This window comes from Streptomyces mabaensis (assembly GCF_053763515.1).
This window is the reverse complement of sequence record NZ_JBSOPZ010000024.1, coordinates 86,689-107,666: the sequence shown is the minus strand read 5'-3', so window position 1 is coordinate 107,666 and position 20,978 is coordinate 86,689. Positions and strand designations below refer to the sequence as shown.

General features: G+C 73.2%; 20 protein-coding genes and 1 pseudogene. 10 read left to right on the top strand and 11 right to left on the bottom strand.

Annotated elements, in window-relative coordinates; genetic code table 11:
• The first annotated feature begins 43 nt into the window (after positions 1 to 43).
• Both ACWV17_RS21935 and ACWV17_RS21930 read left to right on the top strand, forming a co-directional pair.
• Complete coding sequence (locus ACWV17_RS21935) at positions 44 to 592, top strand: methylated-DNA--[protein]-cysteine S-methyltransferase (RefSeq protein WP_455361090.1); 549 nt, start codon at positions 44 to 46, stop codon at positions 590 to 592.
• A 171-nt stretch (positions 593 to 763) separates the two neighbouring features.
• On the top strand, positions 764 to 2,053 hold the full coding sequence (locus ACWV17_RS21930) for an MFS transporter (RefSeq protein ID WP_455361089.1): 1,290 nt from the start codon (positions 764 to 766) through the stop codon (positions 2,051 to 2,053).
• Here the strand turns inward: ACWV17_RS21930 and ACWV17_RS21925 are convergent.
• Both ACWV17_RS21925 and ACWV17_RS21920 read right to left on the bottom strand, forming a co-directional pair.
• Complete coding sequence (locus tag ACWV17_RS21925) at positions 2,043 to 2,405, bottom strand: cupin domain-containing protein (RefSeq protein WP_455361088.1); 363 nt, start codon at positions 2,403 to 2,405, stop codon at positions 2,043 to 2,045. The genes ACWV17_RS21930 and ACWV17_RS21925 overlap by 11 nt on opposite strands.
• A gap of 43 nt (positions 2,406 to 2,448) precedes the next feature.
• A complete protein-coding gene (locus tag ACWV17_RS21920; RefSeq protein ID WP_455361087.1) occupies positions 2,449 to 2,871 on the bottom strand; it encodes a VOC family protein in 423 nt (140 codons plus the stop codon).
• Positions 2,872 to 3,005: 134 nt separating this feature from the next.
• Here ACWV17_RS21920 and ACWV17_RS21915 point away from each other — a divergent pair, with 134 nt between their 5' ends.
• Both ACWV17_RS21915 and ACWV17_RS21910 read left to right on the top strand, forming a co-directional pair.
• Positions 3,006 to 3,929, top strand: a complete 924-nt coding sequence (locus tag ACWV17_RS21915; protein ID WP_455361086.1) for a pseudouridine-5'-phosphate glycosidase — start codon at positions 3,006 to 3,008, stop codon at positions 3,927 to 3,929.
• A pseudogene (locus tag ACWV17_RS21910) lies at positions 3,914 to 4,813 on the top strand (carbohydrate kinase family protein); the annotation flags it as partial. The gene ACWV17_RS21915 and the pseudogene ACWV17_RS21910, both read left to right, overlap by 16 nt.
• Before the next feature lie 40 nt (positions 4,814 to 4,853).
• Here ACWV17_RS21910 and ACWV17_RS21905 read toward each other — a convergent pair.
• A complete protein-coding gene (locus tag ACWV17_RS21905; RefSeq protein WP_455361100.1) occupies positions 4,854 to 5,483 on the bottom strand; it encodes a uridine kinase in 630 nt (209 codons plus the stop codon).
• Positions 5,484 to 5,622: 139 nt separating this feature from the next.
• Here ACWV17_RS21905 and ACWV17_RS21900 point away from each other — a divergent pair, with 139 nt between their 5' ends.
• Positions 5,623 to 6,108 carry an anthrone oxygenase family protein gene (locus ACWV17_RS21900; protein ID WP_455354269.1) on the top strand — a complete coding sequence of 162 codons (486 nt, stop codon included), beginning with the start codon at positions 5,623 to 5,625 and terminating at the stop codon, positions 6,106 to 6,108.
• 124 nt (positions 6,109 to 6,232) lie between these two features.
• Positions 6,233 to 7,672, top strand: a complete 1,440-nt coding sequence (locus tag ACWV17_RS21895) for a WGR domain-containing protein (protein ID WP_455361085.1) — start codon at positions 6,233 to 6,235, stop codon at positions 7,670 to 7,672.
• On the opposite strand, the gene ACWV17_RS21890 is transcribed toward ACWV17_RS21895, so the two are convergent.
• The gene (locus ACWV17_RS21890; RefSeq protein WP_455361084.1) at positions 7,636 to 8,136 is read right to left on the bottom strand and encodes a cupin domain-containing protein; all 501 of its coding nucleotides are present in this window, start codon (positions 8,134 to 8,136) and stop codon (positions 7,636 to 7,638) included. The two genes, ACWV17_RS21895 and ACWV17_RS21890, sit on opposite strands and share 37 nt — an antisense overlap.
• Before the next feature lie 85 nt (positions 8,137 to 8,221).
• Here ACWV17_RS21890 and ACWV17_RS21885 point away from each other — a divergent pair, with 85 nt between their 5' ends.
• A complete protein-coding gene (locus tag ACWV17_RS21885) occupies positions 8,222 to 8,896 on the top strand; it encodes a DUF2293 domain-containing protein (RefSeq protein WP_455361083.1) in 675 nt (224 codons plus the stop codon).
• 5 nt (positions 8,897 to 8,901) lie between these two features.
• On the opposite strand, the gene ACWV17_RS21880 is transcribed toward ACWV17_RS21885, so the two are convergent.
• The gene (locus tag ACWV17_RS21880) at positions 8,902 to 9,573 is read right to left on the bottom strand and encodes a chaplin (RefSeq protein WP_455361082.1); all 672 of its coding nucleotides are present in this window, start codon (positions 9,571 to 9,573) and stop codon (positions 8,902 to 8,904) included.
• Between the two features lie 231 nt (positions 9,574 to 9,804).
• Here ACWV17_RS21880 and ACWV17_RS21875 point away from each other — a divergent pair, with 231 nt between their 5' ends.
• Positions 9,805 to 10,266, top strand: coding sequence for a carboxymuconolactone decarboxylase family protein (locus ACWV17_RS21875; protein ID WP_455361081.1), 462 nt, complete (start codon positions 9,805 to 9,807; stop codon positions 10,264 to 10,266).
• Positions 10,267 to 10,316: 50 nt separating this feature from the next.
• On the opposite strand, the gene ACWV17_RS21870 is transcribed toward ACWV17_RS21875, so the two are convergent.
• Positions 10,317 to 10,961, bottom strand: coding sequence for a class I SAM-dependent methyltransferase (locus ACWV17_RS21870; protein ID WP_455361080.1), 645 nt, complete (start codon positions 10,959 to 10,961; stop codon positions 10,317 to 10,319).
• A gap of 29 nt (positions 10,962 to 10,990) precedes the next feature.
• Complete coding sequence (locus ACWV17_RS21865; RefSeq protein WP_455361079.1) at positions 10,991 to 12,013, bottom strand: NAD(P)/FAD-dependent oxidoreductase; 1,023 nt, start codon at positions 12,011 to 12,013, stop codon at positions 10,991 to 10,993.
• A gap of 77 nt (positions 12,014 to 12,090) precedes the next feature.
• On the opposite strand from ACWV17_RS21865, the gene ACWV17_RS21860 reads away from it, so the two are divergent.
• On the top strand, positions 12,091 to 12,720 hold the full coding sequence (locus ACWV17_RS21860; protein ID WP_455361078.1) for a helix-turn-helix domain-containing protein: 630 nt from the start codon (positions 12,091 to 12,093) through the stop codon (positions 12,718 to 12,720).
• Here ACWV17_RS21860 and ACWV17_RS21855 read toward each other — a convergent pair.
• From ACWV17_RS21855 to ACWV17_RS21840, 4 genes are all read right to left on the bottom strand, one after another.
• Positions 12,700 to 13,779 carry a phosphatidylinositol-specific phospholipase C domain-containing protein gene (locus ACWV17_RS21855; RefSeq protein ID WP_455361077.1) on the bottom strand — a complete coding sequence of 360 codons (1,080 nt, stop codon included), beginning with the start codon at positions 13,777 to 13,779 and terminating at the stop codon, positions 12,700 to 12,702. The genes ACWV17_RS21860 and ACWV17_RS21855 overlap by 21 nt on opposite strands.
• Before the next feature lie 155 nt (positions 13,780 to 13,934).
• Positions 13,935 to 15,185, bottom strand: a complete 1,251-nt coding sequence (locus tag ACWV17_RS21850) for an SWIM zinc finger family protein (protein ID WP_455361099.1) — start codon at positions 15,183 to 15,185, stop codon at positions 13,935 to 13,937.
• A gap of 5 nt (positions 15,186 to 15,190) precedes the next feature.
• Positions 15,191 to 18,334, bottom strand: coding sequence for an SNF2-related protein (locus ACWV17_RS21845; RefSeq protein WP_455361076.1), 3,144 nt, complete (start codon positions 18,332 to 18,334; stop codon positions 15,191 to 15,193).
• Between the two features lie 147 nt (positions 18,335 to 18,481).
• Positions 18,482 to 20,098 carry a helix-turn-helix domain-containing protein gene (locus ACWV17_RS21840; RefSeq protein ID WP_455361075.1) on the bottom strand — a complete coding sequence of 539 codons (1,617 nt, stop codon included), beginning with the start codon at positions 20,096 to 20,098 and terminating at the stop codon, positions 18,482 to 18,484.
• Between the two features lie 180 nt (positions 20,099 to 20,278).
• On the opposite strand from ACWV17_RS21840, the gene ACWV17_RS21835 reads away from it, so the two are divergent.
• On the top strand, positions 20,279 to 20,920 hold the full coding sequence (locus ACWV17_RS21835) for a hypothetical protein (RefSeq protein ID WP_455354281.1): 642 nt from the start codon (positions 20,279 to 20,281) through the stop codon (positions 20,918 to 20,920).
• The last annotated feature ends 58 nt before the right edge of the window (positions 20,921 to 20,978 follow it).

The following is a 20,978-nucleotide window of genomic DNA, read 5'->3' as shown; positions in this document are numbered from 1 at the left end:
CGGCCGGGCAGCGTTGTCAGTGGCCGGCCGTACCGTGGTTCGCGTGAACAGCAGCGCGCAGTTCGAGGTGGAGTGGGCCGTCGTCGGCAGCGAGATCGGACCGCTGTTCCTCGCCGCGACCGGCGAGGGGCTCGTCAGCGTCGTCTTCCATGCCGACGAGGCGGTGCGGGACAGGATGCTCGACCGGCTGCGTGCCCGGCTGGGCACCGAGCCGGTGGAAGCGCCGGGCTCGGCCCGGCTGGCCGAGCCGATACGTCAGCTCGCGGCGTATTTCGCGGGCGACCTGAGGGACTTCGAGCTGCCGCTGGACTGGTCCCTCATATCCGGGTTCAACCGCCAGGTGCTGCGTGAACTCGCGGCGACCGTGCCGTACGGCGCGGTCGTGGGTTACGGGGAGCTGGCCGCGCGGGTGGGACAGCCGGGTGCCGCGCAGGCGGTGGGTGCGGCGATGGGGGCGAATCCGCTGCCGGTGGTGGTGCCGTGCCACCGGGTGGTGGAGAGCGACGGTGGGCTGGGTGGCTTCGGGGGCGGCCTGGAGACGAAGCGCCGGCTGCTGGCGCTGGAGGGCGTCCTGCCGCAGCCGCTGTTCTGACCTGTGTCGCCGCGCGCCGGCCTCGGCCGCGTTTACCCGCTGTCGCCCCGGCGTAAGGGGTGGCACACTGCTGCGGTAACTACAACCGCATGTACCGCAACCGGGGCGACCGCGACCGCGACCCTCGGCGACGGGGACTGCGACCGCCGATGGAGGAAGGGCGTACGTCAGGTGACCGCTACCGACAGAACCGGGCCGACCGTGGTCGTGCCCGACCTGCCCGCGCTGCGTCGGCGGACCTCCGCCGTGCTCATCGTGAGCCAGATCCTCGGCGGCCTGGGCGTACCCATCGGCATCGCTCTCGCGCCCGTGCTGGCCACCGAGGTCAGCGGGACCGAGGCGCTGTCCGGCCTGGCCCCCACGGCTTCGGTGGCCGGCACGGCCCTGCTGTCGATGCCCCTGGCCGCGCTGATGACCTCGCGGGGCCGGCGCCCGGGTCTCGTCCTCGCGTACCTGGTCGGTGCCCTCGGCGCGGGCCTGGTCGTGCTCGCCGCCGTCATCGACAACTTCCCGCTGCTGCTGCTCGGGATGGCGGGCTTCGGGGCCGGCTCCTCCGCCAATCTCCAGGCCCGCTTCGCGGCCGCCGACCTCGCCGAGCCCGACCGGCGTGGCCGGGCGATTTCCACGGTCGTCTGGGCGACGACCATAGGCGCGGTCCTCGGGCCCAATCTCTCGGCGCCGGCGAGCCACGGCTTCGCGGACACCGCGATACCGGAGACGGCGGGACCGTTCCTGTGGGCGGCCGCGATATTCCTGCTGGCCGGCGTGGTGGTGGCGGTGCTGCTGCGGCCGGACCCCTTGCTCACCGCGCGGGCCCTGGCCCCGCAGGAGCACGAGTCCGCCGAAGGCCGTTCGCTGCGCGCGGGCCTCGCCGCGGTCGCGGCCTCCCCTCGGGCCCGCCTCGCGCTGGTCACCGTGGCCGTGTCGCACACCGCGATGGTCTCCATCATGGTGATGACACCGGTCGACCTCGGACACCATGGCGCCGACCTCGAGCTGATCGGTCTGGTGATCAGCGGTCATATCGCGGGCATGTACGCGTTCTCGCCGGTGATGGGCTGGCTCTCGGACCGCGTCGGGCGCCTCGCGGTGATCGGACTCGCCGTGGGCCTGCTGTCCTGTGCGGCGCTGCTGGCCGGCACGGCAGGCCCCAGCCACGGCCAGACGGCCGCCGGGCTCTTCCTCCTCGGGCTCGGCTGGTCCGCCGGACTGGTCTCCGGCTCGGCGCTGCTCACCGACTCCGTGCCGCAGCCCGCCCGCGCCGCCGTCCAGGGCCTGTCGGACCTGACCATGAACACGGCGGCGGGCATCGGCGGCGCTGCGGCGGGCCTGATCGTCTCGCAGGCGGGCTACGGCTGGCTGAACGCCATCGGCGCCGCCCTGCTGCTGCCGTTGGCAGCGCTCACCGTGCTGACCGCCCGCCGCCGGCCGGCCGCGCGGACAGGAAGCGTCAAAGGCTGATGTGGTAGGCCTTGCGGAGCGTCTCGTGCACGGTCCACGTCGTACGGTCGCCCTCCCGCAGCACACACGCCGAGCCCGGACCGACGTCCAGGGTGTCGCCGCCCTCGACATCGATGGTCGCGCGACCGCTGACCACCACGAACAGCTCGTTCGCCTCGGTGTCGGTGACGACGCCGGGGGTGATCTGCCAGATGCCGCGCACCTGCTTGCCGTCGGCGGACTCCCACAGCACCTTTCCCGTCACCTCCGGGTCACCGGAGAGGATCTGGTCCGGGTCGAGGGGCTCCGGCTCCAGCTCGGCGTCGGGGATGTGTACGGCGAAGGAGGCGGGAGCGTGATCAAGGTTCGTCATGGCGGGCACCCTAGCCTGCGCCCGGACAGGCCCTAGAGGCGCCTCACGCGTAGTGGCGGGCCTCGAAGACGTTCCCGTCCGGATCGCGGAAGTAGAAGCTTCGCGGTGCGCTGCCGCGGGCTCCGAAGGAGTCATGGGAGTACGGGCTGACGGGCACCCCGTGCGCCTCCAGCCGGTCACGCAGAGCGTCGAACGCTTCCCGCTCCATGGCCAGGCAGACATGGTTGACCGGATGGCCGGCCGCGCCCTCCACTCCGGGGACGACGTTCATGGCGCCGGCCATCGTGCGCGGCGCGAGGTCCAGGATCGTTTCGTCGGAGATACGCACGGAGGGGAAGGACGCCTGGCCCTCCGCGAATTCGGCCGCCCGGACCGAGGACAGACCGACGGCCTTCTCGAAGAAATCCACCGAGGCGAGGGGATCGCTCACCCACAGAACGACGTGGTCAATACGTATGTCCGTCATACGACCAGCCTCGTCTGCGACCCGTCACCTGCACAAGAGCGCCCTGAACGGTGACCGGGAGGGCGAACGCGGCGGGCAGGTATTCGGCGCCCCCACCACGTTTGCCCTCCCGGTCACCGTGCCAGGGATGGGACATGTCCCCACACTCACCTGCCCTGGCCCTGTCCGACGAGGTGCGCGACGCGCTGGAGCAGCGCCGTCCCGTGGTCGCGCTGGAATCGACGATCATCGCGCACGGTCTGCCGCGCCCGCGCAATCTGCGCGTGGGCGAGGAGCTGGAGGCCCTGGTGCGGGCCGGCGGCGCGGTGCCCGCCACCATCGCGGTGCTCGACGGGGTGCCCCGGATCGGGCTGGACAAGGCCCAGTTGGAACGGGTCGCGGGCGACGACAGCGTGCGCAAGCTCGGCCATCGCGATCTCGCGCCGGCGCTCGCCGCAGGCGCGAGCGGTGCGACGACCGTGTCCGCGACAGCGTTTCTGGCCGCGCGGGCGGGGCTGCGCGTCTTCGCCACCGGCGGCCTGGGCGGCGTACACCGGCGGTGGACCGAGACGCAGGACGAGTCGGCGGACCTCGGGCTGCTGGCGCGGACCCGGATCACGGTGGTGTGCGCCGGGGTGAAGTCGATCCTCGACGTGCCGGCCACGCTGCAGCGGCTGGAAACACTCGGGGTCGGCATTCTCGGCTACCGGACGGAACGTTTCCCCGGTTTCTATCTGAGCAGTTCGGGCGAACCGGTCGACTGGACCGTCCACACGCCGGAGGAGGTGGCCGCGGTGATGGGGGCTCAGGACACTCTCGGCGGGCCGGAGTCGGCGCTGCTGGTCGCCCATCCCGTACCGGAGGCGGAACAGCTGGATCCGGCGCTGCACGACCGGGTGCTGGCCGAGGCCCTTCAGGAGTGCCGCGAACGCGGGATCACCGGTCAGGCCGTCACCCCGTTCCTGCTGGACTTCCTCGTGCGCGCCACGGGAGGGGCGTCCCTGGAGGCCAACCTGGCAGCCGTACGCGGCAATGTACGGCTCGCGGCGCGCATCGCGGCGGCCTGGTCCGCACGGTGAGCGGTGGTCTGCTCGTCATCGGCGATGTGGTCACCGACGTGGTGGCGGTGCACCGCGAGCCGCTCGCTCCGGCGACCGACACAGCGGCCGACATCCGCGTACTACCGGGCGGTGCGGGCGCCAACGTGGCCTGCTGGGCGGCCCGCGAGGGGCTCGCGGAGGTCGCTCTGCTGGCGCGGGTGGGCGCCGACCGGTCCGCCTGGCACGAGGATTCCCTGCTGCGTGCGGGGGTGCGCCCGCGTCTCGTCGTAGACACCGCCGCCCCCACCGCCACGGTCGTCTCGCTCGTCGACGCCTCGGCCGGTGCCGAGCGCAGCTTCCTGACCGACAGCGGCGCGGCATTGCGGCTGTGCCCCGCCGACTGGTCCCCGGGCGTCCTGGACGGCATCGCCCACCTGCATGTCTCGGGTTACCTCTTCTTCGCCGAGGCGAGCCGCGAGCTGGCGCTGCTCGCGCTGCGGAGCGCCCGCTCCCGCGGTGTCCGGGTGAGCGTGGACCCGGCGTCGGCCGGGTTCATCGCAGGCTTCGGGGTGAGTCGTTTCCTCACGGCGGTCGAGGGCGCCGACATCCTGCTGCCCAACCACGACGAGGCCCGCCTCCTCACCGGACTGCCCGACGCGGCCGAGGCCACCGCCAAACTCAGCCGCCACGTTCCGATGGTCGTCACCACCCGGGGTGCCCGAGGCGCGCTCGTGGCCGAGTCGGGCGCGGTGACCGCCGGGATTCCGCCTGCCGTGGCCGAGGCGGTGGACTCGACGGGTGCGGGGGACGCGTTCACCGGGGCGTTCCTGGCCGCCCTCCTGTCGGGCGGTGGTCCCGTGGCGGCAGCGGAGGCGGGCTGCCGCGCGGGCGCGGAAGCGGTGACCCGGATGGGCGGCCGCCCGGACACGCCCCTGGTGACCGGTCACTCCCTGGTGACAGGCCCTAGCGGATTCCGCTCCACGCCGGGTGGCGCGGATCGTCCGCCCGTACGAGAACATCCGCGGCCTCCCCCGGATCGGTTTCCGCCTCGTACCGCGCGAAGGCCGGCAGCGTCCAGCGCATGCTCTGCTCCGTGCGCCGGGCGAGCGCGCCGGGTGAGAGCCGTAGGTGCACGGTCAGATCGAACGGGAACCAGTGTCCAAGCAGCAGGGGCCCGTGCAGGACCAGCACCCCGCCGGGCGGCAGGCGGGTGTACGGCGTGCGGGTTGCCCGGTCCGTCACCGGATCCCACAGGTCCGGGAGCACCTGCCCGCTGCCGCCGGCCTCCAGCGGGTTGAAGACCTCCCGCCACAGCGCGCCGGTGTCGTACCAGCCGCTGTAGTACGTTTCGGGGTCCTCGCGCCCGTACTCCAAGCGCAGCGAGGCGGGCCGCAGGAACCCGGCGGTGTCGACGACCAGCACCGGTCGGCCGCGCAGCCGCAGCGCCTCCGCGAGGTGCTCGGCCGGCCGGCCGGTGCCGGCGGCCGGGGCCCCGTCGATCGCGACACGCAGCCACGGCCCGTCCTTCAGGCCGTCCACGTGCGCGGCCAGCGCCTCGGTCAGCCGCTCCCAGGTGATCGCTTCCAGCTGCACGAGCCCCATGATCGCCCCTTCGGCCGTACGGGTCATCTCCGCCCGGGTCACCTGCGCGCAGCGCCATCCGAGACGCAGGCGCACGGAGTTGAGCGCCTCGGCCATGTCCGCGGAGCCGGGGCCGGGGTTGACTGATCACATGGACAACGGACTGCTCTTCATGCTGACCCTGCTCTCCGCCCTCGGCACGGGCCTGGTCGCCGGGATGTTCTACGCCTTCTCGACGGCTGTGATGCGCGCGCTGGCCGCACTGCCCGCACCGCAGGGCATCGCCGCGATGCAGTCGATCAACATCACGGTGATTCCGTGGTTCGTGCTGGCATTCCTCGGGGCGGCTCTCCTTTCGGTCGCGACGGCGGTCGTGGCGCTGACCCGGTGGGACGAGCCGGGCGCCGGCTGGGCGCTGGCCGGGGCAGTGGTGTATCTGCTCGGCTCGCTGGTGCTGACGATCGTGTTCCACATCCCCCGCAACAACGCGCTGGCGGACATGGATCCGGCGGCGGAGAAGAGCGCGGCGTACTGGGCGCGCTACGTGCCCGTGTGGACGGCGGGAAACCATGTGCGGACCGTCGCCTCCCTCGCCGCCGCCGTGTGCTTCGTCCTCGGGCTGACCGCGGGCCGGTGACGTAGCGCACTGCCCGGGCGGCGAGGGCCGCGGGGGCTTGATTGTCAGTGGCGGCCCGTAGCGTTCTCAGCAGTGGGATCCGGCGGGAAACGGCCGCCGGATCCGTCGTGGGGAGGGGTCTGCCATGTCTCGTACCAAGACGTATCTGGAGCTGTCGCAGGACGACGGCGGCGCGCACAAGTTCTACGAGGTGACCGTGGAGGGGACGGCCGTCTCGGTGCGCTACGGACGGATCGGCTCGGCGGGGCAGTTGCAGACCTCTGCCTTCCCCACGGCTGAGAAGGCTCAGGCCGCGGCGGCCAGGAAGATAGGCGAGAAGGTACGCAAGGGGTACGCCCCCGCCGTCCAGGGACAGCGCGCGGCACGGGCGGTGACCCGCCGTCAGGTCGCCTCGGCGCCGTCGACGGCCCGCGCGGTGGCGCCGGTGCTGTGGCGGTTCCGGACGGGCGCGGCAGCCTTCGGTATCCACATCGACGAGGACCGCTGCTGGGTGGGCAACCAGTCCGGAGACGTGTACACGCTCAGTCACGGCGGGGAGGTGCTTGCCCGCTACTCACTGCCGGACGGCGTCAAGTGTCTGGTCGCGGACGACTTCTGGATATACGCCGGCTGCGACGACGGGACGGTGTACGACCTGTCGTCGAAGCTGCCGTTCGGGGCGTACGACATCGCGGCGGACGTCGACATCTTCTGGCTGGACATCCGGGAGGGAGTGCTGAACGTGGCCGACCGCAGCGGCGGGCTGACGGTCATCGACCACGAGGACGAGTACGTGTGGGCGCGCAAGTCGACCGGCGTGCACGCCTGGATGGTGCGGGCCGACGAAAGGGCGGTGTACCACGGGCACCAGCGGGGCGTGACGGCGTACGCCCCGGACGGGGGCGGGGAGTTGTGGCACACACCGACGACGGGATCGGTCCTGTTCGGCTGGCAGGAGGACGAGTCGGTGTACGCCGGCACGGCTCGCCATGTGGTGCAGCGGCTCTCGAAGGACACGGGTGCGGTGGAGGCGACGTACCGCTGCGACACCGCGGTGTACTCGTGTGCGACGGCGCCGGGCGGCCGGTACGTCTTCGCGGGTGACTCGGCGTCCTCGGTCTACTGCTTCGACTCGGACGGCACACGGCTGTGGAAGCTGGGCACGGGCGGGGGCTCGGCGCTCTCCATGCAGTACCTGGACGACAAGCTCTACATGGTCACCACGGACGGCTCGCTGGTGTGCGTGGACGCGAGCGCAGCCGCGATATCGGCCGCCCAGCAGGGCACCGTCCCGGTCGCGGTGGACGTCAAGTCGGCTGCGGCACTGCCCACTTACACGCCGGCGGCGTCGCTGACCGCCGTGGCGACGGTGTCTTCTCCGCCGGCCGGGGGTGTGGTGGTGGAGTGCGTGCAGGAAGGCGGCCGGATGCGGGTGCACGTCGTCTCGGGCGGCTTCGAGCCTTCGTGGAACGTCCAGTTCCCGCGCGGAATACGCCAGGTGGGCGCCCGGTACGTCGTCGACGCCCTGCATCCGGCGTCGGCGGGCTTCTACCGGGTGCGCGGGGAGATACGCCGGCTGATCTGAGCGCACTCCGGCGCCTCGGCGTCCACGGACAGCGGGCTGCCTTCCGGCAGCATGTAGGTCACGTAGAGGACGACCGGTTCGGTACCGAGATTGCGCCCGATGTGGACGTGCCGGTGTCCGGAGGGCCCGATGAACGACGAGCCTGCCGGTGTGGCCTCCACCGAGCAGTCGTCCAGCGTCCTCGTCAGAGTCCCGGACTTGACGACGGCGATGAGCTGGCCCGGGTGGTAGTGCCAGCCGGTGGAGCCGCCCGGCTGCACGGTGATCTCCCGTGCCACCACGTCCGTGGGTCCCTTGGTCCTGACCTTCAGGGCCCCTTCCGAGATGCCCTTCGCCAGCACCGTGCCGGAGACTCCCGTTCCCGGCGTGGCGAGCGCAGCCGAAGGCACCAGCCCCAGCGCCGCCACGCATCCGCCCAACACCATGGCCTTGCGTATCCACCCCTGCTGCTGACCACCGCGCATATGAACCCCTCCCCGAGTCGGCGGAAACGCCCACACGCTACCGGCCGGACGGTTGCCGCGGGCGGCTCTTCGGTATGAGACCGGCATGGCAACCTCCCCTTCGCTCAAGGACCTTGTGGTCATCGAGCCGGTGAAGCGGCGGCAGTGCACGGAGTGCCGGCAGGGGCCGCTCGTCCACCTGCTCCTCGAGGACGGCGTGGCCCGCTGCCTGGACTGTGCCGACCTGGGACACCTGGTCTACCTGGCGCGCGGCGACACCGCTCTCACCCGCCGGGCCCGCGAGGGCAGTTCGCTGTCGGCGGTCGTGGTGCGCTTCAGCAAGCGCCGCGGGCGGTACGAGCGGCAGGGCGTTCTGGTCGAGGAGGCGGCGCTGGCCCGCGCCGAGGCGCACTGCCTCGCCGACTCGGAGGCGCGGGCGCGGCGCCGCGCGCGGGACGCCGTGCGCCGCGCGGCCGAGGACGTGCGTTTCACCGCGGCGTTCACCGCGGAGATCCGCCGGCTCTTCCCCGGCTGCCCGCCCGAGCGGGCGCATGCCGTCGCCGCGCACGCGTCGGTCCGCGGCAGCGGCCGGGTGGGCCGCAGTGCGGCGGGGCGCGCCCTGGACGAGGGCGCGGTCACGGCGGCGGTGCGGGCGTCCGTACGGCACGACGACACGGCGTACGACGCGCTGTTGATGGCGAGGGTACCGCGCCACGAGGCCCGTGCCCGGGTGGCGGCCACGATCGAGACGGCACTCGCGGCATGGCGCGGGCCCGGGTGAGGGGCTCAGTGCCGGGCGGCGCGCGACCTGCGGTAGAGCAGCGCGCCGCCTAGCAGCAGGGCCGCGCTCGTCGGCACGGCGACGGCCAGGGCGTCCGTACCGGTGTGCGCCAGCTGCGTGTCCTTCGGCGGAGTGTGGCGCACCGGCTGCTCCTTCGGCGGCGTGACCGGCGCCGGACGCTCGGGCCGCGGACGCGGCGTGTCCGGCGTGTTCGAGGAGGAGTTGCCGACGGCCGCGTTGCCGATGCCGATGACATTGACCGAGTTGCCGGTGACGTTCACCGGGACATCGACGGGGAGCTGGATGCTGTTGCCCGACAGCACCCCAGGTGAATCCTTTCCTCGCCCTTCCGCGACCGCACCGCCGGTTCCGGGCCGGTGCTGGCCCGCATGTCCCGGCTTGGCGTGTCTGCCGTGGTTACCGGGCTTTTCGCTGTGCGAGGCGTTGCTGCAGCTGTTGCCGGCCGCCGGGTTCAGCAGTCCGACGACGTTCACGGTGTTGCCGCACACGTTGACCGGGACATGCACCGGGACCTGCACGGTGTTGCCCGAGAGCAGCCCGGGCGAGCCGGCCGCGCCGCCGTCCGCGTCCGAGTCGGCGTGTGCGTAGCCCGCGCCGGCGAGGGCAGTTCCCGTGATCATCGCGGCGACCAGGCCATTTCGGCGTACCTGCCTCATCAGTTCCCTGCTTTCCGGAGGATTTCACGGGCACTCACCCGCACCGGAATTAACGCCAGGGAGCCATTCGGGTTATGGCTCATACGTCTTTCACTCCATCGAGTGGGCTTCTTATCGAACTACTCGGCCGCGCAGGTGTCTTCCGCTGCCATGTCACATCCACGCCGTGCGATGCGTCAGTGCTGTGACGGCGAAATCCCCGCCGGTGGCACCGACAAGGAGCAGATGACGATGCAGGCACGTATGAAGAACCCGGCCGCGGTCATCCCGGACGCCATGCCCGGCATCCTGGGTGTACTGAAGGCGGCGAGGCAGGGCGGCGTACCGGAGGAGACCCTGGAGCTCGTCCACCTGCGGGTCAGCCAGATCAACGGATGCAGCTACTGCGTGGACGCCGGACTCGGCACGGCCCGCAAGGCCGGCGTGAGCGACGAGCGGCTGTTCGCCGTCTCGGCCTGGCGGGAGGCACCGTACTTCAGCGACGCCGAGCGGGCCGCCCTGACCCTGGCCGAGGCCGCGACGCGCCTTGCCGACCGCAGCGATGCGGTGCCGGACGACGTCTGGGACGAAGCGGCCGACCACTACGACGAGCAGCAGCTGGCCGGACTCATCCTGTGGATCGGGGTGACCAACCTCTTCAACCGGCTCAACGCCGTCACCCGCCAGGTCGCCGGAACCTCCAACTGGTCCTGACGCGCCGGCCTTGTCCGTGGGTCGTGGTCCGCCAGGTCATGGTGCGTAGGTCATGGACGCTTGCGGGCTCGAAGGACGGCGTCGCGCAGGGTGATCTCGTGGCCGTCGGGGCCGGTGGCCGATCGGCTCCTGGCCTCGGCGACGGCGATGTCCCACCGGTCGGGGTCGAGGTCGGCCGCGACGTCCTCTGCGGTGAAGTGCACCTCCGGTGCCGAGGCGTGCGACACGGCGGTATGACGATCCGCGGTATGACGATCCGCCGGGTGGTGACCGACGACGAGCAGCGTGCCGCCCGGCGCGACCGCTGCCGCCAGCCGGCGGAACAGCGCCTCGCGCGACGCCGCCGGGTGCACGTAGTGGGTGGAGACCAGATCGAAGTGCTCCTCGGGGGGCGCCCAACCGGTCAGATCGGCCTGTACCCAGTCGATCCGGCTCGTGAGGGCGGCGCCGAGGGTTTCGGCGTGGTCTCGCGCGCGCTCCAGCGCGGTGGCGGCGATGTCCACCGCCGTCACCCGCCAGCCGCGCGAGGCGAGCCAGACGGCGTCGGCTCCTTCGCCGCAGCCCGCGTCCAGTGCCGTGCCGGATGCGAGGTCTGCGGCCTCCGCCACCAGCTGCGGATTGGGCCTCGTGCTGAAGGCCGCGGTACGGCCGCGGTAACGCTCTTCCCAGAATTCCTGGCCGAATTCGACGGACACAACGGTTTCCTTCCGTGGATCACAGGGGTCTACAGGCCGTGGCGACGGTCGCCCGTCACCCGTTCACTGACACGCGCTTCGGACTCCGCCGAGAACCGGCCCCGATGGGCGGCGACCGCCCGTCGGGTCTCCTCGGCGACCAGGTCGGCGTTGATCTGAGCCGCCGCGGTCGCGCCCGCCGCCGCGGCAGCACCGACCTGGGCGGCCAGATCGGTGACGTTGCCCGCGACCCACACCCCGGGCGCTTCGGTACGGCCGGTCGCCTCGGCAGGGATGTACTCACCGGCCCCGGACGGATGTTCCGCCGGCCGCAGTCCGAGCGCCGCAAGAAAGCCGGCACGGGCCGCCATCCGCGGCGAGACCGCCAGCGCCTCGCGGCTGACCACCGTGCCGTCGCTCAGCCGTACTCCCACCAGGCGGTCCTCGACGATCTCCAGGGACGCCACCTCGCCGTCCACCACGCGGATGCCGCGAGCAGCCAGCTGCTCCGCCTGCTCGCCGGCCGGCGGCGGCATGGTGTGGGAGAAGAACGTGACATCGTCGCTCCACTGCCGGAACAGCAACGCCTGGTGCACCGACAGTGGCCCGGTGGCCAGCACGCCGATGGCCCGGTCACGGATCTCCCAGCCGTGGCAGTACGGACAATGCACCACATCCCGGCCCCACCGGGCCCTCAGTCCCGGCACGTCCGGCAGCTCGTCCACCAGCCCGGTGGCCACCAGCACCCGGCGCGCACGGACCGTCCGGCCGTCGGCCAGCGCCACGGTCACCCCCTCGGCCTCCCGGACCGCCGTGGTGACCTCGCCGGACACCACGTGCCCGCCGTAGCGGCGGACTTCCGCCCGACCACGCTCCAGCAACTCGGCCGGCCGGATCCCGTCCCGGGCCAGCAGCCCGTGCACGCCGCCGGCCGGGGCGTTGCGCGGGGCCCCCGCGTCGAGCACCACCACCGTCCGCCGTGCCCTGGCCAGCATCAGCGCTCCGCTCAACCCCGCGGCGCCACCGCCGAACACCACCACGTCATAGCCGTCCTTCAGCTGATCGGTCACCATGACCACCTCCACGACGACCATGCGAGCCCGTCGGCCATTCCCGCAAACTTTGTTGCCGGTCTGGCAAGCTGAGGGACATGGACCACGACCTCGACCAAGCGCTCTCCGCGGTCGGACCCCGGCTGCGCGCGCTGCGCCGGCAGCGCGAAACCACGCTGGCCGACCTGTCGGCAACGACCGGCATCTCGGTGAGCACCCTGTCCCGGCTGGAGTCCGGTGCCCGCCGGCCGAACCTCGAACTCCTGCTCCCCCTGGCCAGAGCCCACGGCGTCACGCTCGACGAACTCGTCGGCGCCCCACCGACCGGCGACCCGCGCATCCACCTGCGCCCGGTCACCCACCACGGCATGACCATGGTGCCGCTGACCCGCCGGGCCGGCGGCATCCAGGCATACAAGCTCGTGATCCCGGGCCGTGGCAGCGGCAGCCCCAGTGACAGCGGCCGGCGAAGGGACCCCGACCCGCAGACCCACGAGGGCTACGAATGGCTCTACGTCCTCAATGGACGGCTGCGGCTCGTCCTCGGCGAACAGGATCTGGTGCTCTCAGCCGGCGAGGCGGCCGAGTTCGACACCCGCGTACCGCACTGGTTCGGCGCCGCCGATGCCGAACCGGTCGAGTTCCTCAGCCTGTTCGGCAGGCAGGGCGAGCGCGCACACCTCCGCGCCCGCCCCAAGGCCAAACCTTCACCCGGACGAGATACGTGACGGCAACTCCTGGGCGCCGCGCGGTACCACCGTCGACAGCACGGCCGGCAGCGGGTACCAGTCCGCCGAGACCACGCTCGCGTGGCGGCCGGCCAGCAGGGCGAGGCGTTCGCGTGCCTGGGCCTCGGTCGGGTGGGTGCCGTCGATGGCGGGCGGGACGTTGTGCGCGCCCGTCATGACGACGAGGTAGTGCCGGTCGTGGTACCAGCCGGTGTCGATGCCGCCTCCCGCATACGCGGACGCGTCGCCGTCGAAGACGACGAACCACGGCCGGATGCTCGCGTCCGCGTACCGCGCCCGCGGATCGCCGGCGCCGGCCTTGTGTACGGCCGGGAAGGCGGTCGCCTCGCGCAGCCGCCCGGCCGCGGCCAGGTTCCGCAGGTGCGTGGCGTACTCGCGGTCGGTCCACAGCGTGTCGGCCGGGTTGCCCTCCTCGACCGTGCCGGGGATCAGCTCGACGATGAACCGGCCGGCCAGCGCGGACCGCGTGGGCCAGCCGTCCGCCCGTACGGCCTCGTCGAGCGTCGCCCGGCCGCCGGTCAGATCGGCCGGCCGGTACAGCGCGTCGCCGAGCTTGCCGGTGAGCAGCGCGTCGAAGGCGGCGGGGCCGCGTCCGTGCCGCCCCTGGAAGCCGTCCTTCATCTCGATCTTCAGCAGGATGGGCCGGTGGCCGGGGTGCGCGTCGTGCCAGGCTCTGATGTCCGCGAGGCACCCGGCGAGGCTCTGGTTGCGCGGCTTGGTGCGCAACTGGGTCGCGTCAGCGGCGTTCTCGCAGTTGTTGTCATTGCCGAGCGGATTGTTGTGCGAGACGCGCCACGAGCGGCCGAAGGCGTTGGTCCAGACGTCGAGTTCGAGCATGGCCGCGCCGGAGTCCAGCGCGTCCGCGAAGTACGGGTATGTGGCCTTCTCGTACGCGTTGTGGACGCCGACGCCGGTGGTCGCCGAGTACGGCGACTGGACGGGGTCGGCGCCCGCCGGGCCGGCGAGTGCCGGCGCTCCCGCGAACACGAGCGCTCCTGACGCGGCAGCCGTCACTGCCGTACGCACCAGTGTCCTCATACTCCCCCACCCTCACCGGTCACGCGGCCAACGTGGCTGCAGCGTAGGGGAGTTGGGCAAACTCAGGGAAGACCGCGGGTGACGCTCAGAGGCGTACCGGAAGCGCGATCAGGCCCCGCAGGAGTCCCCGTTCGGGGCTCGGACCGCGTCGCCGCTCAAGTCGTGCGGCTGGTTATCGCCTCCACCGGGTCCGTCGACGGCGTGCCCCTGGGCCACCAGTCGTCGCGGCCCGGGTCCGATTCGTACGCGTACCAGTAGCCGTCCTGGCCCAGGCGCAGCTGGACGGAACCGCCCGGGATCGTCAGGTGGTTGCGCCAGGGGCGGAAGTTCGGCAAGCCTGCCGCCGCCAGGGCCGGCCGGGCCCGGTCGAAGGGGCCCGCCGGCGGATCCCACGGTGTTTCGAGGACCTGGAGGCCGTCCGGGCCGCCCTGGCGCCAGGCGGCCACCGCGCGGGCCAGGTCGGTCGGGGTGCGGCCGGTGGCGGTGGCCAGATCCCGGTAGAGGACGCGAGTCGGGGCGGCCAGGCCGGATCCGGGCTGGGCCGCGGCCAGTCGGACGGCGTCCTGCCAGGCGGTGAGGCCGGCGACCGGGTCATGGGAGGTACGGAGGATCGCGTGCGCGCGCACCGCCGCGTCCGCGGCGAGCTGATCCAGCGCGAGGGGGTCCGGGGCGCCGGGACCAGCCGGATAGGACGGCGGGTGCGCCGGGTGATGGGAGACGGGGAGCGGAGGCGGCAAGGGTGGCAGCGGACCGCGCGCGATCGCTGCACGGGCCGGGATCCCGGGGACGGCCGGGGTGGGGTCGCGTTCGCGGGCGGCGAGGGCCGCGTTGCGGCGGGACAGGGCGTCGATGAGCTCACGTTCGCCGCGGCCGCGCATGAGCAGCAGGACGAAGGGATCCGCGTCCAGGAGACGGCCCGCCTGGTAGCAGAGGGCGGCCGCGTGTTTGCAGGGACGGCCGTGGTCCGGGCAGTTGCAGGTGGGGAACAGGTCCCCTACGGCGGGCAGAAGGTCGACGCCCGCGGCCGCGGAGGAGTCGGCCAGGGAGTGCGGCATGTCCTTGTCGAGCAGCGCCGCGAGGTGCGCGGGATGCGCGGCCGCCGCGTCCAGGAAGGTGTCCCAGTCGCTGTCGGGGAGGGTGCGCAGACGGATCTCCGTACGGTACGGACGGGAGCGGCTGCCCCGTACGTACGCGACGATCCGGCCCGGCGTCACGGTGATCGTGTCGACGTACCCCTCGCGGGCGTACGTGCGGCCGCGGGCCAGGCGGCCCTCGTCGAGGGAGAGTTCCTCCAGGGCGCGGACCCACGCGCGGCCCCACCAGGTCTCCGCGCTCCCCCGCGGGACGGTGTCGAAGGTGCGGCGGCGGTCGTCGGGCCGGGCGCTGATGCCGCGCATACGGCTCATGCCGCTCATGACGGCCTCCGCAGGGCCACCAGGTCGGCGAGCTGAGCGTCGGACAGTTCCGTCAGGGCTGCCTCGCCGCCGCCCAGGATCGCATCGGCCAGCGCGCGCTTGGACGCCAGCATGTCGGCGATCCGGTCCTCCACGGTGCCTTCAGCGATCAGCCGGTGGACCTGGACCGGCTGGGTCTGGCCGATGCGGTAGGCACGGTCGGTGGCCTGTTCCTCGACGGCCGGGTTCCACCAGCGGTCGTAGTGGATGACATGGGAGGCGCGGGTGAGGTTCAGGCCGGTGCCCGCCGCCTTGAGGGAGAGCAGGAAGACCGGGATCTCACCGGACTGGAAGCGGTCCACCATCTCCTCGCGCCGTGCCACCGGCGTTCCTCCGTGCAGGAGTTGGGAGGGGATGCCACGGGCGGCGAGGTGTGCGTCGAGAAGCCGGGCCATCGTCACGTACTGGGTGAAGACCAGTACCGAGCCGTCCTCGGAGAGGATCGTGTCGAGGAGTTCGTCGAGAAGCGTCAGCTTTCCGGAGCGGTTACCGAGGCGGGGGCCGTGTCCGGCCAAGCCGTGTTCTTTCAGGCTGTGTTCTTTCAAATACTGCGCCGGGTGGTTGCAGATCTGCTTGAGCGAGGAGAGCAGCTTCATGATCAGGCCACGCCGGGCGATGCCTTCACTCGCCTCGATGGCGGCCATCGTCTCGTGTACGGCGGCCTGGTAGAGGGACGCCTGCTCCCGGGTGAGCGGGACGGGATGGTCGGTCTCCGTCTTGGGCGGCAGTTCGGGGGCGATGCCGGGGTCGGACTTCTTGCGGCGCAGGAGGAAGGGGCGGACGAGGCGGGCGAGCCGCTCGACCGCCTCCGGGTCCTCGCCGCCTTCGACCGCGCGGGCGTGACGGGCGCGGAACGACTTCAGCGGGCCGAGCAGTCCGGGCGTCGTCCAGTCGAGGAGCGCCCACAGCTCGGAGAGGTTGTTCTCGACCGGCGTGCCGGTGAGCGCGATCCGGGCTGAGGTGGGGATCGTCCGCAGCGCCTTCGCCGTCGAGGAGTGCGGGTTCTTGACGTGCTGCGCCTCGTCGGCGACGACCATGCCCCAGGGATGGGTGGCCAGATGCCCGGCGCTCGCGCGCATGGTCGCGTACGTGGTGAGGACGAAGCCGCCGTCGAGTCCGGACAGCGTCCGGCCGGCGCCGTGGAAGCGGCGCACGGGGACGCCGGGCGCGAAGCGGCCGATCTCCCGCTGCCAGTTGCCGAGCAGCGATGCCGGGCAGACGACCAGGGTGGGTTCGGGGCGGGCCCGGTGCAGGTGGAGGGCGATGAGCGTGATCGTCTTGCCGAGCCCCATGTCGTCCGCGAGGCAGCCACCGAGGCCGAGCGAGGTCATCAGGTCCAGCCAGCCGAGGCCCCGCAGCTGGTAGTCGCGCAGGGTGGCGTTCAGCCCGGGCGGCTGCGCGAGCGGGGCGGGGTCCGAGCTGAGCCGGGTGCGCAGGGTCGCCAGGGTGCCGGTGGGGACGGCCTCCACCGGGGCACCGTCGATCTCCGCCGTGCCGGTCAGGGCGACCGCCAGTGCGTCCACCGGGTCCAGCAGGCCCAACTCGCGCTTGCGCGCCTTGCGTACGAGCGCGGGGTCGACCACCACCCACTGGTCCCGCAGCCGCACGATCGGACGGTGCGCCTCGGCGAGCGCGTCCATCTCGGCCTCGGTGAGCCGGTCGTCGCCGAGAGCCAGCTGCCACTGGAATGTGAAGAGTTCGTCCGCGTCGAAGAACGGCGTGCCGTCCGTCGCCGAGCCCGGCGCGGGCCGTACGACGGCGGTGGCGGTGAGCGTACGCGCCAGCTCCCTGGGCCAGTGCACAGCGATCCCGGCGGCAGCGAGCCGGGTCGCGGCCGTCCCGAGCAGGTCGCCCAACTCGTCCTCGTCCAGGGGCAGGACGTCGGGCGTGGGCTGCTCCAGCAGCCGTTCCAGCGGCGGCCACAGGCGCGCTGCCCGCCGCAGCGCGAGCACGGCGTCGATACGGGCACGCGGGCCGAAGCGGTCCGTGCCCTCCCCGGCCCACAGCTGGGCCGCGTCGATGACGAGCGTCGGGTCGGCGAGGCTGTGCACCTGGACGACGGCCGCGCCGGCCCGCCGTTCGCCGCCGCCCACGCCCTGGCCCGCGCTCCCGCCCTCGCCCTCGCCCGGGGTGTCGAACAGCTCGTACGGGGAGAGGTCCAGCCGCAGCGAGATCCCGACCCCGGTGTCCATCCCCGCGGCGACCTCGGCCGCCCACTCGCGCTGCCCGGACAACCGTTGCGGCTCGCGCGCCGCGAAGGGCGCGCCGAACGCGTGGGCGGCGGCCGGCGTACGCGGCAGGGTGTCGGCGACGGCGTCGAGGAAGGCCCGTATCAGCGCCTCGGGCTCGGGAAGCTGGAGGGGGCGGCTGCCGGGGAGAGGGGTGGCGTACCCCTCGTACGGCATGGCCGCCGCGACGGACCGCAGGTGCGCCACGTCGTCGGCGTCCAGCGGACCGGCCCGCCAGGCGTCGTGGTCGTCGGCGGTCAGCCCGGGCAGCAGCCGGCCACGGGCCGCCAGCTGGAGCGCGTGCAGGGCGGCCGCACCCCAGCAGCGGACGGCCGGGTGGGCGGTGGGGTCGTGCCGGGCGCGGACGAGGAGGGGCAGCGCGTCGGCCACGGGCAGCAGGACGACGGGAACGGCCCGGCTGCGCACACCGCCGCCGCCGTCCGGCCGCACGACGACGAGATGGCCACCCCCGCCGGTCCCGCTCGCGGCGCCCGAGCCACCGGCCGGACGCCCGGCCCCCCTTTCCGGTACGCCGGACCCTGCGGCCGGCCTTCCTGCCGGCCCGCCGCCGGCGCCCGAGGCGGGGTGCCCTACGGGCACAGCCTGGGCGGAAGCCGTGCCCGCCGGGTGGGCGGTGGGGACAGCCTGCGCCGCGGAGGGCTCCGCGGACCGGCTTCCCGCTGCCTCACCCGCCAGGGCCGAGGGCGGCGACGGGCCGGCCAGAGGCGGCAGAGCAGGCAGCGGGGCTCCGGTGGGCGACCAGAAGGCGATCCGGCCCTCGCGGGGCAGCGCCGCCGGCACGAAGACCGCGGCGCAGCGCGCGAGGGCGCCCGCCGCGCCCTCGGCCGGCGACGGATGCGTCTGCTGCGGCACCGTCTCCCCACCCCCTCGGGACCATGGATTGTCCAGGTCTGCGAGTCTACGGGCGGGGTCTGACAGTCCCCTCAGCCCAGCTTCGCGGGTGAGCCCGGGCACCCAGTGGATCTCGTCGGTGCGCTTCCTCCGCCAGGTCCGGGCGGGTCACTGACCGGTCGCCCACCGTCCGCTCTCGTGCGCGTAGCCGTACTCCGGACGCCCCTTGGCCGCGCTGGTACGGAACGGCCTGCCGCCGTCGTCGATCCGCGTCGTACCGGATCGGCCCGACCGGGTCCAGACGAGTTCGAGGTACCAGTCGCAGTCGCAGCCGGACGTGTCGGCCTCGACGCGCAGCACGACGGGGTCCGTCGACGACACCCGGAACGGGAAGGTCACGGCCGGGAGTTCCTTCTCTCCGTCGAAACCGGCCACCGGGCGGGCGAGCGGGCGCGGGGCGTCCAGATTCACGGCGAAGGTGGCGGGGGTGAGGATGCCGCCGCAGCCTTGGGACATCGCGTAGAGGTTCCAGGGCAGGGGCGTGCGGCGGCCCGTGACCCGTACCTGCAGGGCTTGGAGAACGGCGGGCTGGGCCGTGTCGCCCTGCACGGTGATCTCGACGACGGTCTGCCGGCCGTGTACGGCTCGTTGGGCCGCCGCCCAGGTGGAGGCGTCCTGTTCGACCGGGGGCGCGGGCACGTCCTTGGGTGCGCGGTCGATGAGGTAGCTGTGGTCGCAGCCGTGCTGCCAGACGTGGGAACGCACGGTCCAGGTGAGGGGCGGGTGGGCCGGCGGCGCGGGGGCGACGGTGGCGGGTGGTTTCGGGCGAGGGCTGCGGCGGCCGGGTGTGGAGCGTGGGCCGGCGGCCGTCGGTTCGACGGTGGGCGTGCTGCCGGCGGTTGTCCGCGGAGCAGAGGGGACTGGGGTGACACGCGTCGTCTCGCGACCGGTACCGCGCGCGGGCTCGGTGGTGGAACCGGTGGCGAGGTCCACGGCGATGACGGCGGCGACGAGCGCGCCGACGCCGGCCGCGACGGCGGCACGCCGCCGCGACCGGCCACCCACCCCGGCGAGGTACCCCGCCCCCGCCTGCGGCTCGGGCCTCGGCCCGGCGCCGGCCCCGGTCCCGGCCACCGCCCGCCGCCCCCCTGACCCGGCGTCGTACCCCGCCTCACCCTGCGGCTCGGGCCTCGCTCCGGCCCCGGCCCCGGCCACCGCCCGCCGAACGCCTGCCCCGGCTCGGTACCCCGCCCCCGGCTGCGGCTCCTCCCCCACCGGCTCAGCGCCGGCCCCGAGCGCCAACTCCGCCTGCGGCTCGGGCCTTCGCTCCAGGCCCGCCCCCGGTTCACCCTCCGACCGCCCTCCCTCTGGTGCCGGCTGCGGCTCCGCGCTCCGGACGGGATCCGCGCCCGGCCCGCGTACGGGCTGCGCTCCGGGAAACCCCGCAACTCGCCCTCCCGGCTCCGGGACGGGATCGGACGCGGGGCCAGGCGCGGGCCCTGCGGCGTTCCGGAGCCCCCGCCCCGGCTCCCTCGTCCGGTGGGCGTCCGCCAGGAGCCAGCGGCGGTGCAGTTCCGCCATCTCCTGCCGCGACGCCCCGCACTGCCGGCCGAAGCGGTCCACCGTCGCGAACTCGACCGGCACCGCGTCTCCGTTGCAGTACCGGTGCAGCGTCGACGTGCTGACGTGCAGCCGGCCCGCGAGCGTGCCGTAGCTCAGGCCCGCGCGTTCCTTCAGACCGCGCAGACAGTCCGCGAACGCCTGCGTCTCTGCCGCCCTCTCCACCGTTCCCCCGTCCCGCGCCAGCGTTCCACCCCAGGGTCATTCCCCCAGGTGGGCGTACGTACAGCCGTTCCGGCGTCCCGTATCGGCCGCGTTCTGTTGCCTTCGCGCCTCTCCTGCTCAGACGCTTGCGGGGCAACAGCAGTTCACCGCACAGCACACGGAAAGACGGGGGAATCACCCATGCTCCAGCGCACCCTCACGGTGGCCGTCGTGGCAGCGGCCGCCGTGGCCGCATGCACCCTGCCCGGCACCGCCGCCCAGCCGCAGCCCGCCCACAAGACGGCCGCGACCACGGCCACCGCGGCCACCGCGCCCGGCTTCCTCAAGGGGACGGACCTGCCGCCGCACCCCACCTCGCCCTGGTTCGCCGGCAAAGTGACCCGCGGGCTCCCGGAGTTCGTCCCCTTCTGCCTCGACGGCGTACTGCCGAAGAAGGGCGCCTGGCACCGCGGCTTCGGCACGGAGTACGACACCGGGGCGAGCCAGATCTCCGTGCGGGCCACCTCCCCCACCGCCGCCCGCAAACTGACTGCGGCGGTCGAGAAGGCGGTGGCCCGCTGCGCGGCCGACTGGCTGCGCGACACCCCGGGCGGCACCGCCAGCTGGCAGGACTACGGCCGCATCCGGGTGGAGGAGGGCGCCCACGTCTACGGCGTCCACACCTCGGTCCCGGACTCGGAACCCGGCGTGCACCTCTACGGCATCGGGCGGGACGGCAGCACCGTGACCGTCGTCCACTGGTCCCAGATGGGCCACCTCGGTGACGCTCCGGTCACCCGGTTCAAGAAGACGACGACCACTGCCGTCAACAAGCTCCACTGACGGGCCGGGCGGGCCCCCGGACACGGGGGGATCGGGGGCCCGCCGGCGGATGCCGGAC

What these genes read in the sequence shown, in the direction of transcription:
- ACWV17_RS21925 (WP_455361088.1), bottom strand. Translation starts at nt 2,405, where the DNA reads ATGACGAACCTTGATCACGCTCCCGCCTCCTTCGCCGTACACATCCCC.
- ACWV17_RS21920 (WP_455361087.1), bottom strand. Translation starts at nt 2,871, where the DNA reads ATGACGGACATACGTATTGACCACGTCGTTCTGTGGGTGAGCGATCCC.
- ACWV17_RS21915 (WP_455361086.1), top strand. Translation starts at nt 3,006, where the DNA reads ATGTCCCCACACTCACCTGCCCTGGCCCTGTCCGACGAGGTGCGCGAC.
- ACWV17_RS21900 (WP_455354269.1), top strand. Translation starts at nt 5,623, where the DNA reads ATGGACAACGGACTGCTCTTCATGCTGACCCTGCTCTCCGCCCTCGGC.
- ACWV17_RS21895 (WP_455361085.1), top strand. Translation starts at nt 6,233, where the DNA reads ATGTCTCGTACCAAGACGTATCTGGAGCTGTCGCAGGACGACGGCGGC.
- ACWV17_RS21890 (WP_455361084.1), bottom strand. Translation starts at nt 8,136, where the DNA reads ATGCGCGGTGGTCAGCAGCAGGGGTGGATACGCAAGGCCATGGTGTTG.
- ACWV17_RS21885 (WP_455361083.1), top strand. Translation starts at nt 8,222, where the DNA reads ATGGCAACCTCCCCTTCGCTCAAGGACCTTGTGGTCATCGAGCCGGTG.
- ACWV17_RS21880 (WP_455361082.1), bottom strand. Translation starts at nt 9,573, where the DNA reads ATGAGGCAGGTACGCCGAAATGGCCTGGTCGCCGCGATGATCACGGGA.
- ACWV17_RS21875 (WP_455361081.1), top strand. Translation starts at nt 9,805, where the DNA reads ATGCAGGCACGTATGAAGAACCCGGCCGCGGTCATCCCGGACGCCATG.
- ACWV17_RS21865 (WP_455361079.1), bottom strand. Translation starts at nt 12,013, where the DNA reads ATGGTGACCGATCAGCTGAAGGACGGCTATGACGTGGTGGTGTTCGGC.
- ACWV17_RS21860 (WP_455361078.1), top strand. Translation starts at nt 12,091, where the DNA reads ATGGACCACGACCTCGACCAAGCGCTCTCCGCGGTCGGACCCCGGCTG.
- ACWV17_RS21855 (WP_455361077.1), bottom strand. Translation starts at nt 13,779, where the DNA reads ATGAGGACACTGGTGCGTACGGCAGTGACGGCTGCCGCGTCAGGAGCG.
- ACWV17_RS21850 (WP_455361099.1), bottom strand. Translation starts at nt 15,185, where the DNA reads ATGAGCCGTATGCGCGGCATCAGCGCCCGGCCCGACGACCGCCGCCGC.
- ACWV17_RS21835 (WP_455354281.1), top strand. Translation starts at nt 20,279, where the DNA reads ATGCTCCAGCGCACCCTCACGGTGGCCGTCGTGGCAGCGGCCGCCGTG.